The 13,953-nt window shown below is 73.3% G+C and carries 16 protein-coding genes; 8 read left to right on the top strand and 8 right to left on the bottom strand.

The window, feature by feature from the left end; genetic code table 11:
• The first annotated feature begins 127 nt into the window (after nt 1–127).
• Nucleotides 128–829 (top strand): hypothetical protein, encoded by a 702-nt coding sequence (locus tag Scani_RS24400; RefSeq protein WP_159479873.1) that lies wholly within the window; start codon nt 128–130, stop codon nt 827–829.
• A 5-nt stretch (nt 830–834) separates the two neighbouring features.
• On the top strand, nt 835–1,197 hold the full coding sequence (locus Scani_RS24395) for a DUF4333 domain-containing protein (RefSeq protein WP_159479871.1): 363 nt from the start codon (nt 835–837) through the stop codon (nt 1,195–1,197).
• A 43-nt stretch (nt 1,198–1,240) separates the two neighbouring features.
• Here the strand turns inward: Scani_RS24395 and Scani_RS24390 are convergent, their stop codons facing one another.
• The 3 genes from Scani_RS24390 to Scani_RS24380 all read right to left on the bottom strand — a co-directional run bounded on the left by Scani_RS24390 (nt 1,241) and on the right by Scani_RS24380 (nt 3,739).
• On the bottom strand, nt 1,241–1,693 hold the full coding sequence (locus Scani_RS24390; RefSeq protein ID WP_159479869.1) for a YybH family protein: 453 nt from the start codon (nt 1,691–1,693) through the stop codon (nt 1,241–1,243).
• 123 nt (nt 1,694–1,816) lie between these two features.
• Entirely contained in the window at nt 1,817–2,566 is a 750-nt protein-coding gene (locus tag Scani_RS24385) for a helix-turn-helix transcriptional regulator (RefSeq protein ID WP_159479867.1), read from the bottom strand.
• A gap of 84 nt (nt 2,567–2,650) precedes the next feature.
• Complete coding sequence (locus Scani_RS24380) at nt 2,651–3,739, bottom strand: class I SAM-dependent methyltransferase (protein WP_159479865.1); 1,089 nt, start codon at nt 3,737–3,739, stop codon at nt 2,651–2,653.
• Between the two features lie 120 nt (nt 3,740–3,859).
• On the opposite strand from Scani_RS24380, the gene Scani_RS24375 reads away from it, so the two are divergent.
• Nucleotides 3,860–4,051, top strand: coding sequence for a DUF1059 domain-containing protein (locus tag Scani_RS24375; RefSeq protein WP_159479863.1), 192 nt, complete (start codon nt 3,860–3,862; stop codon nt 4,049–4,051).
• Between the two features lie 86 nt (nt 4,052–4,137).
• On the opposite strand, the gene Scani_RS24370 is transcribed toward Scani_RS24375, so the two are convergent.
• Nucleotides 4,138–4,923 (bottom strand): LysR substrate-binding domain-containing protein, encoded by a 786-nt coding sequence (locus Scani_RS24370; RefSeq protein WP_159479861.1) that lies wholly within the window; start codon nt 4,921–4,923, stop codon nt 4,138–4,140.
• Between the two features lie 58 nt (nt 4,924–4,981).
• Here Scani_RS24370 and Scani_RS24365 point away from each other — a divergent pair, with 58 nt between their 5' ends.
• Nucleotides 4,982–5,386, top strand: coding sequence for a DUF5997 family protein (locus tag Scani_RS24365; protein WP_159479859.1), 405 nt, complete (start codon nt 4,982–4,984; stop codon nt 5,384–5,386).
• Between the two features lie 89 nt (nt 5,387–5,475).
• Here Scani_RS24365 and Scani_RS24360 read toward each other — a convergent pair whose 3' ends face one another.
• Entirely contained in the window at nt 5,476–6,591 is a 1,116-nt protein-coding gene (locus Scani_RS24360) for an FAD-dependent oxidoreductase (protein ID WP_159479858.1), read from the bottom strand.
• 143 nt (nt 6,592–6,734) lie between these two features.
• Between Scani_RS24360 and Scani_RS24355 the strand changes: the two genes are divergently transcribed.
• Together Scani_RS24355 and Scani_RS24350 are read left to right on the top strand one after the other, a co-directional pair.
• Nucleotides 6,735–7,316, top strand: a complete 582-nt coding sequence (locus Scani_RS24355; protein ID WP_159479856.1) for a TetR/AcrR family transcriptional regulator — start codon at nt 6,735–6,737, stop codon at nt 7,314–7,316.
• A gap of 224 nt (nt 7,317–7,540) precedes the next feature.
• On the top strand, nt 7,541–8,383 hold the full coding sequence (locus tag Scani_RS24350; protein WP_159479855.1) for a class I SAM-dependent methyltransferase: 843 nt from the start codon (nt 7,541–7,543) through the stop codon (nt 8,381–8,383).
• Between the two features lie 162 nt (nt 8,384–8,545).
• On the opposite strand, the gene Scani_RS24345 is transcribed toward Scani_RS24350, so the two are convergent.
• Nucleotides 8,546–9,253 carry an SDR family NAD(P)-dependent oxidoreductase gene (locus tag Scani_RS24345; protein ID WP_159479853.1) on the bottom strand — a complete coding sequence of 236 codons (708 nt, stop codon included), beginning with the start codon at nt 9,251–9,253 and terminating at the stop codon, nt 8,546–8,548.
• Between the two features lie 229 nt (nt 9,254–9,482).
• On the opposite strand from Scani_RS24345, the gene Scani_RS24340 reads away from it, so the two are divergent.
• Nucleotides 9,483–10,865, top strand: coding sequence for a flavin monoamine oxidase family protein (locus Scani_RS24340; RefSeq protein WP_159479851.1), 1,383 nt, complete (start codon nt 9,483–9,485; stop codon nt 10,863–10,865).
• A 214-nt stretch (nt 10,866–11,079) separates the two neighbouring features.
• On the top strand, nt 11,080–12,492 hold the full coding sequence (locus tag Scani_RS24335; RefSeq protein ID WP_174872748.1) for an MFS transporter: 1,413 nt from the start codon (nt 11,080–11,082) through the stop codon (nt 12,490–12,492).
• 113 nt (nt 12,493–12,605) lie between these two features.
• Here the strand turns inward: Scani_RS24335 and Scani_RS24330 are convergent, their stop codons facing one another.
• On the bottom strand, nt 12,606–13,085 hold the full coding sequence (locus Scani_RS24330) for an OsmC family protein (protein ID WP_159479849.1): 480 nt from the start codon (nt 13,083–13,085) through the stop codon (nt 12,606–12,608).
• 112 nt (nt 13,086–13,197) lie between these two features.
• Complete coding sequence (locus Scani_RS24325; protein WP_159479847.1) at nt 13,198–13,929, bottom strand: TetR/AcrR family transcriptional regulator; 732 nt, start codon at nt 13,927–13,929, stop codon at nt 13,198–13,200.
• Nucleotides 13,930–13,953: the final 24 nt, after the last annotated feature.

The raw sequence follows: 13,953 nt of genomic DNA, 5'->3' as shown, positions 1-13,953 counted from the left end.
GTCCGGGGCGTGCGCACCCGTGTGACCTGCGGGAAGAGGCGGCGGGCGGGCGTCTTTCGTGGAAGTCGGCCCGGCGGGGGCGCACCATCGAGGTGCGCACCGCGGGGCCGGGCGCTTGTCTCGGGTTATGCACATACGCCACATTCCCCTGTACGCGCTGGGGGCCGGCGCCCTGGCGGTGTCCGTCCTGCTCTTCGGCGACGGCGAGGGTGCCGATGCCGCCACCGGAGCCCTCACCAGGACGGTGACCGAGGGCGCCACCGAGACCGGTGTCGCGCCGGACGCCGTACCCGGGGTGGTCGTACAGCCCGACCCGGTGGCGCCGGGTGCCGCCTTCTCCGTCTCCGACGGCGGCCGCTGCTCCGGTGACACCGCCGAGGCCACCTTCGACGACGCGGGCCTCCCCGCGGTGCAGCTCTCCGCCCAGAGCGGCCGGCTCGGCGGCACCGCGACCGTGCCGGCCGACACCGCGCCCGGTTCCTACCGGGTCACCCTCACCTGCGGCGGCGCGTCCGGAGCCCGGCAGAGCGCCCTGGACACCGGCCGGGCGGACGGCGACGAGGAACACGGTGCGGCCGACCGCAGGGAGGACAGCGGACGCGGTGAGGAGTACGGGCAGGAGTCCGGCGACGGCAGGCAGACCCTCACCGGCACCATGATCGTCTCCGACGGCGCCGGCCAGGTCGTGCCCCAGGGCGGCGCGGACACCGGCCTCGGCGGCGCGGCCGGTACCGGCCGGGCGGCCACGACCGCGGGCGGTGCGCTGTTGCTCGCGGCGGCCGGCTGGGGAGCCCTCGCCCGGCGGCGCCCCCGCGGCTCCCGGAGCTGACGGCGGTGCTCGCGGATCCGCCACGGCGCGGCCTCGTCATCGGCCTCGCCACCGTGCTCGCCATGGCGGGTGTGCTCGCGTTCGTCGCCGTCCGCCTCCGCGACCGCGATGCCACCAGCGAGGTCGACCGCGGTACCCACACCGTGCTGCGCACCGAGATCGCCAGAACGCTCAGCGGCCGGCTCGGCCTGCCCTTCCGCAAGGGGCCCGACGCGGTGCACTGCTCCGGTGACCTCCCGCCGGTGCCGTACGCCGAGGTGCGCTGCACGGCGCACTTCCCCCTCGGCCTGGAGCGCCGGCTGACGGTCGAGGTCACCCGGGTCCGCGACAACCAGGTCACCTACCGCCGCCACTCCCTGCCGCGCTGAACGGCGCCGGCCGCCAGGGGCGCAGGGACGCCCCTCGGGGTTCCTACGGTTCGAGGTCCAGGGCCGCCAGCCCCGACCCGTCCATCAGGAACGGCACCGAGCTGTGCGTATGCGTGATCTTCCAGGTGCCGTCGATCTTGCGGAGGCCGACGGTGGCCCGGCTCCACAGCTCCACCTCGAAGCCGTCGGTCTTCGTGCCGCGCATCCGGTTGATGCTGTGGCAGAAGGCGACCTCGTCGCCGACCGTGACCTCGACCTGGGTCAGCGACACCTCGATCGGGCCCTCCCAGGTCGCGTACCAGGCCTCGACGCCCTGCCGGTCCAGCGCCTCCGCCCCCCTGAACTGCAGCGGAGGAGCGAGGCTGAAGTCCACCAGGTCCGGCGCGCAGGACGCGAGGAACCGCCGGGCGTCCCGCGCCGTGGTCGCGGCGGCCCGGTCCTCCAGGAGCTCCCGGATCTTCGTCTCGTCCGTTGTGCGTGCGATGTCGGTGGTCATGAGAGGTTCTCCCGTCGGACGGCGCCGCGGCGCCCGGAATCGGTGTGCAACGGGTAGACGCCGCCGCCCGCGGAAACTCATCGGCGGGCGGCGCGGGCACCGGTACGACCGGCCGGACCGGCCCTACGGAGCGAGTCGCACCGCCGCCCGCTCCCGGGTCAGCCAGGCGTTCGCCGCCTCGACCCGGCCGCCCACCTGCAGCTTCGCGTAGGCGTGCTCCAGATGTTTGTCGACGGTGCGCGGGCTGATCGCCAGTCGGCGGGCGATCTGCTGGTTCGTCAGGCCGCGGGCGAGCAGGGCGAGTACGGCGGACTCGCGGCGGGTGACGGGGGACGGCGGAGGCGTGGGCGGGGCCAGCCGGTTGAGGACGTGGCTGAGCCGGGTGCGCAGCAGGGCGGCGGCCGCCACATCGTCGTCGGAGAAGTCGCCGCCGCTGCGGCTGATCGCCACGCAGACCTTCCGCGGCACACCGGCCGCGTAGCCCGCCGGGAAGGACATCGCGAGCTGCTGCTCGGCGTGCAGCGGCCGGTAGACGTCGGCATAGGCGGCCAGGGCGTGGAATTCACCGCAGGTCTGCAGCGTCGAGCGGCGCATCGGGGTGCCGGGGCCGAGGGTGGTGTGGGCGACGAGGGAATCGCCCGCCGACTCGCGGGCGAACGCGTCCCTGATGTCCTGGGTCAACAGGCCGGCGGGCAGGGTGAGCGGCCGGTCGGCACAGCCGGCGCGGGGGGACCAGATGATGCTGTCGCCGGGCACGGCACCGAGCAGCAGCGGCAGCAGTGCCGGGACAAGGGTGTCCTCGTCGACGGCATCGATCAGGAGGTCCACGACGGCGAGAATGCGTCGCAGGCCGGCCTCCGCGGCCGCGCTCATACCTCCAGCGTGCCGAGGGGCCACAGCGCAGTCAAGCGAGGCCACCCGGCCGGCCGGGGGAAGACCGGCCGGGCGCGTCAGGCGCTAACGCCCGACGTCATAGACGCGGTTGACGGGGTTCGTCGCGGCGAGTCGCCAGTGGTGGAGTCCGGCCTCGTCGGCGATCCGCCGCATCGCCTCCTCACCCGCGTGGTTTCCCAGTGCCTGTGGTCCGTGCTGGGCCAGTGCGGACGGCAGGCAGATGGCGACCGAGCCGGCGGTCAGTGCCCGGCCGAAGGGGTTGACGTTCTCCTGGGCGTTGGCCGAGGCGTTCGGCTCGACGATCATGCAGGTGCCGCCGTCGGCCAGTGCCTGCTCGGCGTGGTGCAGGGCGCCGCCCGGATCGCCGATGTCGTGCAGGCAGTCGAAGAACGTGATCAGGTCGAAATCCCCGCCCGGGAAGTCCTGGGCGCCGGCGACCTGGAAGGCGACCCGGTCGTCCACTCCCTGCTCGGCCGCGATGCCGCGGGCCGCTTCGACGGAAGGACGGTGGAAGTCGAAGCCCTCGAAGTGCGACCGGGGGAAGGCCTGCGCCATGAGCGTCGTGGAGTAGCCGTAGCCGCACCCGACGTCCGCGACGCGCGCGCCGCGCTCCAGCTTCTCCACCACGCCGTCCAGCGCGGTCAGCCACTCCGGTACCAGCGCGGCGGTGTAACCGGGGCGGAAGAACTTCGCGGTGCCGGCGAACAGCGCCGGGCCGTGCTCCTCCCAGCCGACGCCCTCGCCGGTGCGGAAGGCCTCCATGAGGATGTCCTCGGTGGCGTAGAGGGCCTGCAGGACGGTGGCGAAGCCCGCCGCGTACGTCGGCAGGTCCGGATCCGCCAGGACGGCGGCGTGTTCGTCGGGCAGCAGGTAGGTGTCGGTGCCGGGCGCGTAGACGAGGTACTCGCCGGCCACCTGGGCGGCCAGCCATTCGCGTACGTAGCGCTCGACCAGCCCCGTGCGGGCGGCGAGCTGCGCGGAGGTGAGCGGACCGGCGCCCGCCATGGCCGCGTACAGACCGAGCCGGTCGCCGAGCGAGGTGCACAGGCCTGCGACCGCGGCGCCGCTGTCGGCGATCACTCTCTCCAGGAACTGCTGCACCCGGTCCTGGTCCACTCCCGCTCCGGGGCCGGCATCGGCGGAGGCCGTCATGGCTCTCACCTCCTCGTTCCTCCACTGCAGCAGGACGGCCGCCCCGCGCGCCATACGGGATTCGCCGTATACGGCGGGTGGTGCCACCGGGCCGACACTGGGAGACGAGGAGGTGCACTCATGCGCAAGAAGGTCGACTGCCGGGATTACCCGAGTGAGATGAACTGCACCCTCGTCATCGCGGGCGAGGAGGAGGAAGTGGTCCGCGCCGCAAGCGAGCACGCCGTATCCGTCCACGGCCACCAGGACAGCCCGGAGCTGCGGGAACAGATCAGGTCGTCACTGAAGGACGAGGTTCCGCAGCACGCCTGACGCGCGGCAGCGGCCCGCCGCCCCGCCCGGGGCGGCGGGCTCGCCGTGTCCGGGTGCGGCCGGGGGCTTCGCGCGGTCCGTGGCGGCTACGACCGGCGGCGGGGCTTGCCCCGACCGCCCTTGCCGCCGCCCTTGGCGCCCTTCGCGCCGCCGGAACCGCTCCGTGGGCTCTTGCCGGCCGGCTTCCCGGCCGCGGGCTTGCGCCGTGCACCGCCCGACTCGGGGCGCTTGCTCCTGGACTTCTCCGGGGCCGGCTCCTGGCGGCGCCCCCGTGAGCTGTTGACCGTCCGCCCGCGGACGATTCCGATGAAGTCCTCCACCAGGTCGGTGGTCGCGTCCTGTGGCCACGACAGCGCGACCCGGGACGCGGGGGCGTCCGAGACCGGCCGGTAGGTGAGGTCCTTGCGGTGGTGCAGACGGGCGAGGGACTGCGGGACGACGAGGACGCCCACACCCGCCGCCACCAGTTCCACGGCGTCCGCCGTCGTGGCGGGGCGCTCGATCGCGGGCCGCCCCGGCCGGTGCTCCCAGTCGAGGGTGTCGTCGAGGGGGTGCAGCACGATCTCGTCGGCCAGATCCTCGGCGGACACCTCGTCGGCGGCCGTCACGAGGTGGTCCTTCGGGATCACGACCACGGTCGTCTCGGTATAGAGGGGAATCGCGCTGAGGTCCGTCCGGTCGACCGGCAGGCGCACGAACCCCGCGTCGGCGCCGCCGTCCCGCAGGACGTCGAACGCTTCGGCGGCGGACACCGCGACGAGGGTCAGGGGAACGTCGGGCAGCCGCTCGTTCCAGATCCGCACCCACTTCGCGGGCGTCACTCCCGGGACATACGCGAGACGGAACGAAGGGGATACATCCGAGCCAGTCACCGGGACAGGTTACCGGTCGTGGTCGGAGGCAGCGCACACGATCGATACCCTTGACACCATGACGCAGCACCAGAGCACCCAGACCATGAAGCCCGCCACCGCGGCGAAGAAACTGGGTGTGTACCTCGAGGCCACCCCCGCCGAGTTCCAGGAGGGTGTCGTCTCGCGCACCGAGTTGAACGCACTGCAGGCCGATCCGCCCCAGTGGCTGCAGGACCTGCGACGCAACGGCCCGCACCCCCGGCCGGTGGTCGCCGCGAAGCTGGGCGTCTCCATCTCGGGCCTCGCGCGCGGCGGGGTCACCGAGCCCCTCACCACGGAGCAGATCGACGCGCTGAAGGAGGACAGCCCCGAGTGGCTGCAGCAGGAGCGCGCCACCCAGGCCGGGGTCCGCAAGGAAGCGGCGCGCATCAAGGAGAAGAAGGCGACCCAGGGCGAGCAGCCCGGCGGGACGCGGTCCTGACCCCGCCGCCCGTCGGGCCGCCCCGGTCACGTCGGTGACCTCGCTCCCGGGCCGGGCCGCCCCGGCCGCGTAGCGGCAGCGGGGCGGGCTCAGGCGCCCGTCGGGGGAAGCAGATGCTCGAGCCCCTCCGCGCAGCCCTTGGCGGCCTCGGCCGAGCGCGGCAGCATGACCCCCTCGTACGCACGGACGGCGTCGTCGACGCCGGGTTCCGTGAGGAGGGCGTGGGCGAGATCCGTGCCGTCGAGCAGGGCGAGGTTGGCACCCACCCCGAGGGGCGGCATGAGGTGCGCGGCGTCGCCCAGCAGCGTGACGCCGGGGACGTGCTCCCAGAGGTGGGGGACGGGCAGCGCGAACACCGGCCGGTTGATGAACCCGCCGTCGTTGTCCCGCAGGAGGGCGAGCAGGCGCTCGTCCCAGCCGTCGTACCTCGTCAGCAGGTGGGCACGCACGGCCGCCGTGTCACCCAGCTCCACACCGGCCGCCAGATGCCAGTCCTCCGGGGCGCGGAACGCCGCGTAGACGCGGATGTGGCCGTTGCCGTTGCGCTGGGCGAACAGAGCGCCGGCGCCGGCCTTCGCCATCATCGTGCCGGGGCCGACCCTCCGCGCCAGGTCGGCATGGCGGTTGTCGCAGTCGTCGAAGCCGGCTTCCACGAGGGAGACGCCGGTGTAGCCGGGTACGGCGTCCGAGAGGGCCGGGCGGACCCGCGACCGGGCGCCGTCGGCGCCGATCACCAGGTCGAAGTCCTCGGCGCTGCCGTCGCCGAAGTGCACGCGGCCGGTGCCGTCCCCGAGCGGGGTGACCCCGCTGACGGCACGGTCCCACCGCACGCTGCCCGCGGTGAGCGATTCCAGGAGCAGACCGCGTAACTGACCCCGGTCGATCTCCGGCTTGTCGTCGCCGAAGTCGTCCGGCGGGCTCTGATCCGGCAGGACGGCGGCGGTGGCGGGGTCGAGCAGGCGCCACTCCTGGCCTTCGGGACGGGAGAGGGCGCGGAACCGGTCGAGCAGGCCCGCCGCGCGCAGGGCGGACTGACCGGTGCCGACGTGCAGGTCGAGCGTGCCGCCCTGGGGGCGGGCGTCGGCGGAGGCGTCACCTTCGAAGACGGTGACGGAGCGGCCGTGGAGCTGCAGCACGCGGGCACAGGCGAGGCCGCCCAGGCCGGCGCCGACGACCGCGATGCGGAGATCACGAGCGGAGTTCATGGGGCTGTCCCCTCAGAGGCGGTGAGCCGCCTCGGAAGCGGGTGAGTCGCCGGGAGGTCCGGCACGACCAAGAAAGCACACTCACTAAATAAGCGCAATCACTAAACTTTCGCAGTGAGTGCACTTCGGGGTACGGTGTGCCCGTGACCGAACCGACCGGGCGCCGTGAGCGCAAGAAGGCCCAGACTCGCAGGTCCCTGGCCGACGCCGCACTGGAGCTCTTCCTCGACCGTGGCTACGACCAGGTCGGCGTCAAGGACGTTGCCGACGCCGCCGACGTGTCGGTGACCACCCTGTTCAAGCACTTCCCCAGCAAGGAAGCGCTGGTCTTCGACCAGGGCGATGACATCGAGGCGGCGCTCGTCGCCGCCGTACGGGAACGCGCCCCCGGACAGTCGATCCCCCACGCGCTGCGCGAGCACCTCCTCCTGGCACCGGACCACGCCGCCGACCCGCGGTTCGCCACGTTCCTGCGCCTGGTCGACGACACCCCGGCACTGCGCGACTACGCCCACCGCATGTGGATGCGCCACGAAGCAGCCGTGGCCCGGGCCATCGCCGAGGAGACCGGCGCGCCCGAGGACGACGTCACCTGCGCGGCCCTGGCCCGTTTCGCGCTGGAGGCCCGCGAGCTCATCCAGCGGCACGCCGACCCGCGAGGTGCCGCGGAGGCCGCCTTCGCGCTGCTCGAACACGGCTGGGCGGCCTCGCACCCCGAGGCCTGAACCGCCCCCCTCGGGGCGTACCGGGTGGGGCGCCGTCCGTATGGCGCAGCGGTCGTCCCGGCCTCCAGGGGCACGGCCGGCTCCCGAGGCACGGTCGACTCCCGCGGTACGGCCGGCTCCAGGGGCGCGACCGTCGGCGCCCCGGCCGCCCGTCAGTCCGCCCGCACGGACCGGCTGCGGTCGCGCCATACTGAGGCCCTGGCACAGGGACTTGAGGGGGGCTCATGGAATCCGGTCGGCTGAGTCGGACCGCATGGCGGGCGGCGCACGCCCGCGCCCGTCACCAGGCCGATCCGCAACGGATCTTCACCGACCCGTTGGCGTCGACGATCCTCCACGTCGAGCCCGACGCGCTGACGCCGCTGCCCGACGACCCGGTCGCCCGGCACAACATCCGCTTCCTCGCCGCGCGCAGCCGCTTCGCCGAGGACTCGCTCGCCTCCGCCGTGACCGCCGGCACCCGGCAGCTCGTGGTCCTCGGCGCCGGCCTGGACACCTTCGCCTGCCGCCACACCCACCCCGGCCTCACGGTGTTCGAGGTCGACCACCCGGACACCCAGGCATGGAAGCGGCAGCAACTGGCGGCGGCCGGGATCGCCGTCCCGCCGTCGCTGGCCTTCGCCCCGCTCGACTTCGAACGCGGCACCCTCGCCGAGGCCCTGGACGCGGCCGGACTGGACCGCACCCGAGCGGCATTCTTCATATGGCTCGGGGTCACGCCCTATCTGACGCGGGACGCCGTTCTGGCCACACTGCGTTTCGTGGCCGGGCACACCGCTCCCGTACAGGTGGTGTTCGACTACTACAGCGAACCGTCCCCGGCGATGGCACCGGAGCTCCGCGCCGCGTACGAGGCTGCCACGAGGCGGGTGGCAGAGCTGGGCGAGCCCTGGCTCAGCCACTTCACCCCGGACGGCATCGCCGGTGAGCTGCGTGCGATGGAGCTGGACGACATCGAGGACCACACGGGCCCCGGCCTGCTCGCCCGTTACCTCGGCGAGCCGACGCCCGACGCCGATGCCTTCAGCGGTCATGTGATCCGCGCCGGGCGCACCGCCGCCCGATAGCTCCGGACACCCTGCCTGGCGGCGTCACCCGCCCCGAAGGTGCCAGGAATCAGCGGCAGGCCGACACCGGTCCGGCGCGGGACGACCACGCCCGAACCGCCACTCGGTTCCCCGCCGCGCTCACCAGGGGAAGGTCCTGTCCCACCAGGAGAAGGCCCTGTCTCACCAGGGGAGAGGGCCCGCCGCGTCGAAATAGCCCCCGGTGGGGCCGTCGGGGCCCACCTGCGCCATGCGGACGATGATCCCGGCGCCCTCCTCGACGGTCTGGGTGCCCGCGTGCGCGTTCAGGTCCGTCGCGGTGTAGCCGGGCTCCACCGCGTTGATCCGCATGTCCGGGAAGGCCTTCGCGTACTGCACGGTGATCATGTTGACCGCGGTCTTCGACGCCGGATAGGCGACCCCCGGGTACCCATGGGCCGGTGTGCCGGGCGCGGTGATCCGGGCCATCGACGCCAGCCCGCTGCTGACGTTGACCACGACCGGGGCGGCGGACCGCTGCAGCAGCGGAAGGAACGCATGGGTCACGCGCACCACACCGAAGACGTTCGTCTCGAACACCTTCCGCAGCTCGTCGGCGGTCAGCTCCGCGGCGCCGATCACACCGCCGTCCCGCGCCCGCTCATCGATACCGGCGTTGTTGACCAGCACGTCCAGTCCGCCGTCGGCCTCGACGGTGTGCGCCGCTGCGGCGACGGACGCGTCGTCGGTGACATCGAGGAGGACGCTGCGCGCCCCCAGTCGCTCGGCGGCCCGGCGCCCGCGGTCGGCGTCCCGGCTGCCCACGTAGACCGTGTGACCCGCCGCGACGAGCCGACGGGCGGTCTCGAAGCCCAGTCCCTTGTTCGCGCCGGTGATCAGTGTCGTCGTCATGCCTCCAGCTTCGGCGGCCGGTGGGGTGGTCGGCCAGCCGTTCGCTCGTCTCGGGACAGCTGCCGGTACCGGGCCGGTCGGCGGCCGGCGGTGGCCGTCGCCCTCGATGTCCGCGCCGGCCAGGCGCCCGAGCCCTCGGAGGGGGTGTTCGGCCGCGCCCTGATGGATCACTCGCCGGGCGGAGCCAGGACCGGTGGGCGAGGCTGAGCGGTGGAGGTGGCGGCGGGTCATGGAACAGGTGCGGGCGGACGTATGCGTGGTGGGCGCCGGTTTTGCCGGACTCGCGGCCGCGAGACGGCTGGTCCACGCCGGCCATGAGGTGGTGGTCCTGGAGGCCAGGGACCGGGTCGGCGGCCGGGTGTGGAACCGGGAGCTGCCCGACGGGACGGTGGTGTCGGCGGGCGGCACCTGGCTCGGCAAGGGCCAGGACCGTATGTTCCAGCTCTGCCGGGAACTGGGACTCGACGTGTACCCCCAGTACGAGCAGGGCGATCACCTCCTGCGCCTGGAAGGCGTCAACCACCGCTACCGCGGTGTCCTCCCCGCCACCGGCAAGGGGACGCTCCTCGCCCTCGGCCTGGCGCTCTCGCGTCTGCAGCTGATGACACGGCGCCTCCCTGCGGATGCCCCGTGGCGCGCCCGGAGGGCCCGGACGTGGGACGCCCGGACGCTCGGCCAGTGGCTCGCCGACCCCCGCAACGTGCCCTCGGCCACCGCCCGCACCCTGCTCAGGTCGAGCATGCACCTGCTGTTCTGCGCCGACCCGGCGGAGGTCTCGCTGCTGGGCGCCCTCACCCTGGCCCGGGGCGGCGGCGGTTTCGGCTACTACACCGACTCCCGCAGAACCGAATCCCACCTGGTGGACGGCGGAGCCCCCGAACTGGCGAGGCGGATGGCCGAGCACCTGGGAGAACGGGTGCACCTCTCCAGCCCCGTGCAGCGGATCGCGGACGACAGCACCTGCGCGCGGGTCGAATCCGACTCGCTCACCGTGCGGGCCCAGCGCGTGATCGTGGCCACGCCGCCGGTGCTGGCGGGGCGGATCCGCTTCGATCCGGCGCTTCCCACCGCGTGTGGCCATCTGCTGCAGCGGGTGGTGCCCGGGGCGATCATCCGGGTGCACACGGTCTACCCCCAGCCGTTCTGGCGCGAGCGGCACCTGTCGGGACAGACGCTCGCGCCCCACTCGCCCGTCCCGCTCACCATCGACCAGACGCCGCGTACCGGTCAGCCGGGAGTGCTCAGCAGCTACGCGTTCAGCACCGCGGCCCTGCACCTGGGGCGGCTGGAACCGGCCGAGCGGCGAGAGGTCTGGCTGGACGCGCTGGCCGAGCGGTTCGGCCCCCGGGCGCGCCACCCCGAGCAGTATCTGGAGACCGACTGGTCCGCCGAGCAGTGGTCGCTCGGCGGGATGATCGGCCACTTCCCGCCCGGCACCCTGACCAACTACGGCAGCGCGCTGCGGGAGCCGGTGGGCCGGATCCACTGGGCCAGTACGGAGTCGGCCACGCGGATGCACGGCCTGATGGAGGGCGCGGTGCGCTCCGGCGAGCGGGCCGCCCATGAGGCCCTGACCGCCTTGTCCCTCGGGCGACGGACTGTTGGCACGTAAGGCCGTGGGGCCGTGGGGCCGTGGGGCCGTAGGGCCGTGTGACGGTCGCCCCGGAGGAGACCGTTCGCCCGGCCCCGGCCCCAACCCTGGCCCCAGGCGTCCGAGGTCGGACGCGCCCTTTCTGCGCTCCAGTCGCCGGCGCACGTGGGCGCCCGGCGCGCCGCTGGAGTGCTCAAGTCACGGCAGGTCTTCGTCCCCCGCATACCGTGGCGCCATGGTGCGCGCCGGTGGCCCCGAGGGCGATCGACCCGAGGTGCATGCGGAGACGGGGCGGCCCCTGGCCCCGCTGCTCGCGGTCTGCGCGGGCTATTTCATGGTCATCCTGGACGTGACCGTGATCAACGTCGCCGTGCCGGTGGTGGGGCGGGAACTGTCGGCCTCGCTCACCGGCATTCAGTGGATCACGGACGGCTACACCCTGGTCTTCGCCGGCCTGCTGCTCACCGGGGGCGCGCTGGGGGACCGGCTGGGCAACCGCCGGATCTTCTGCACGGGAGTGGTGGTGTTCACCGCCGCCTCGGTCGGCTGCGGACTGGCCCAGAGCACCGGGGGTCTGGTCGCCGCCCGGCTGTGCGAAGGGCTCGGCGCGGCACTGATCGTGCCCGGCTCCCTCGCCCTGCTCCAACAGGCGTATCCCGCACCCGCCGAGCGCTCCTGGGCCTTCGGCCTGTGGGGCTCGATGGCAGGCATCGCCGCCTCCGCCGGGCCGCTCCTGGGCGGTCTGCTGGTCACCACCGTGGGCTGGCGCTGGGTGTTCTTCATCAACGTGCCGGTCGGCTGCGCCTGCCTGCTGCTGACGCTGCGCCGCGTGGCCCCTTCGGCCCGGCGCGCGGACCGCCCCGTGGACTGGCCGGCCCAGTGCGCGCTGATCGCGCTGGTGGCCCTGCTGATCGCCGTCCTCAACGAAACGGGACGCCGGGGCTGGACGGACCCGCTGATCGTGACGGGGGCCGTCCTGTGCCTGCCGGCCGCCGGCGCGTTCGTCCTGCGCGAGCATCTGGCCCGTACCCCCGTGCTGCCCTTGCGGCTGCTGCACTCCCGCGCGATGAGCGGCGGTGCGGCCATCGGCCTGCTGTTCAACTTCGCCTTCTACGGCATGATCTTCACCGCCAGCCTGTACTTCCAGCACCAGCGCGGCCTGACCGCGCTGCGCACCGGACTCGCCCTCTTCCCGGCGGTGGCGATGACCATGTTCGCCTCCGTGCTGTCCGGGCGCCTGGCCCGCCGCACCGGACACCGCCCGCTCGTGGTCACGGGCATGCTCCTGGGGGCCGCGGGCCTGGCGGGCTGGGCAGCGGCCGGCCGGAACCCGGACTACGTGCTCCTCGTGGCGCCGATGATGGCGGCGGGCTTCGGCACGTCCTTCGCCCTCACCGGATCGACCGCCACCGTGATGTCGGCCGCCCCGGACGCGTACTCCGGCACCGCCTCCGCCCTCTTCAACACCACCCGCCAGATCGGCAGCGCCGCGGGCGTCGCCCTCGGAGGCTCCCTGCTGGCCGCCACCGCCGACTTCACCACAGGCCTGCGCACCAGCATGGCCCTCGGCGCAACCGCCTACCTGACGGCAGCCGCCCTCGCGCTCTTCTGCATCCCGCGGAGGGCCGTCGGCCGCGTCGTCGGCTGAGGGACGGCGGGCCGGGGCGGGGGACCGGGGCAGGTGCTGGTGCTGCTCAACAGAAGGTCGTGGAGGGGTGCCGGCCGGTTGCTCCGGTGAGCCGGGCGCGGCGGGAACGTCGCTCAGTTCTCCTGGACACGAATCACGGGTGTGTGAGTGATGGGGAAGTTCACCGAGCGGGCGATGAAGCACACGGCGGATACATCGCCGTGCAGCGAGCGGGCCTTCTCCTCCATCGACGCGTCGGCGACAGTCACCTCGGGGCGCAGGACGACCTCGGTGATCCGGCCTCCTCCGCCGCTCTCGTCCATGGTCATGACTCCATGGGCGTGGTCCTGGTAGTCGGTGACGGTGACTCCGCCGACAGCACAGAGGTGGAGGTACCAGAGCATGTGGCACTGGGCAACGGAGGCCACGAGCAACTCCTCGGGGTTCCATCGCGCGGGGTCGCCGCGGAACGCGGGATCCGAGGAGGCGGCGATCCCGGGCTTGCCGTCCGCCACCACCTCATGATGCCGGCTGAAGGACCGGTAGCCGTCCGTGCCCGATCCGAGGTTGCCCGTCCACTCGACCGTGACGTCGTAGGTGTGCGTTGCAGTCATGGGGCCAGAGCTTAGAAGGCACTCGGGGCGGTGCCGCGGCATTTTCAGGATGCCGGTGCTGCTCCGCGGAAGTGCGTGGAGGGGGCAGGCCGTTGGGCTGTCGAGGAAGCACTCATCGGGAGGGGCCGGGCGAAAGGAGCCCGGTGAGCACGCGGCGCATCGTCCGTTCGAAGAGTGCCTGCGGTTCCTCGGCCGGGGACGCCTCGGCATGATCGGCCATCGCTGCCGCGAGGGCCGGACGCTGCCCCTGGGCGGCCGCTTCGCTCAGATAGGCGGCCTGGGCCGCCTGGCGGTGGGTGTGTGCCCGGCCGGCCTGGAGTTCTGCCCGCGCGAGCTGTGCGACCAGGGCGTTCATCAGGGCGACGGCTTCCATCCGGGTACGCCCCGGCAGCCGGGCGGGCGCCATGGCCCGCAGCGCGTATTCCAGGTAGTCCAGGCCCCGGGGGCCCAGCCGGAGAGGCTCCGGGGGAACGTCGAGCAGCCAGGGGTGCCGTAGCTGGACGGCCTTGGTGCGGACCGCCAGGGCGACCAGATCCTCGACGGGGTCGTCCTCGAGCGGGACGTCGAGGGCGACCTCTGCGGTCACCGCGTCCGACATCAGGTCGAGCAGGTCCTCGAAGCCGGAGACATAGCGGTAGAGGGACGCCTGTCCCGTGCCCAGAGCCTTGGCCACTTGACGCATGGTCACCGCCGACAGGCCTTCTCGGTCCGCCAGTTCGACGGCGACCGCGGTCAGCTCCGCGCGGCTGTGCGCAGCCGCGGGGCCGCGGGCACCGCGTTCGGGCCGCCCCCAGACGGTCACGGGTTCCTGAGTCACTCGCCCACCTGCCTCCTCCGTTGCCATGGTGCCTTCCTTACTGTAAAACTG

The sequence above is a fragment of the Streptomyces caniferus genome, assembly GCF_009811555.1.
GTDB classification, from domain to species: Bacteria; Actinomycetota; Actinomycetes; order Streptomycetales; family Streptomycetaceae; genus Streptomyces; species Streptomyces caniferus.
This window is presented reverse-complemented; position numbering and strand designations above follow the sequence as displayed.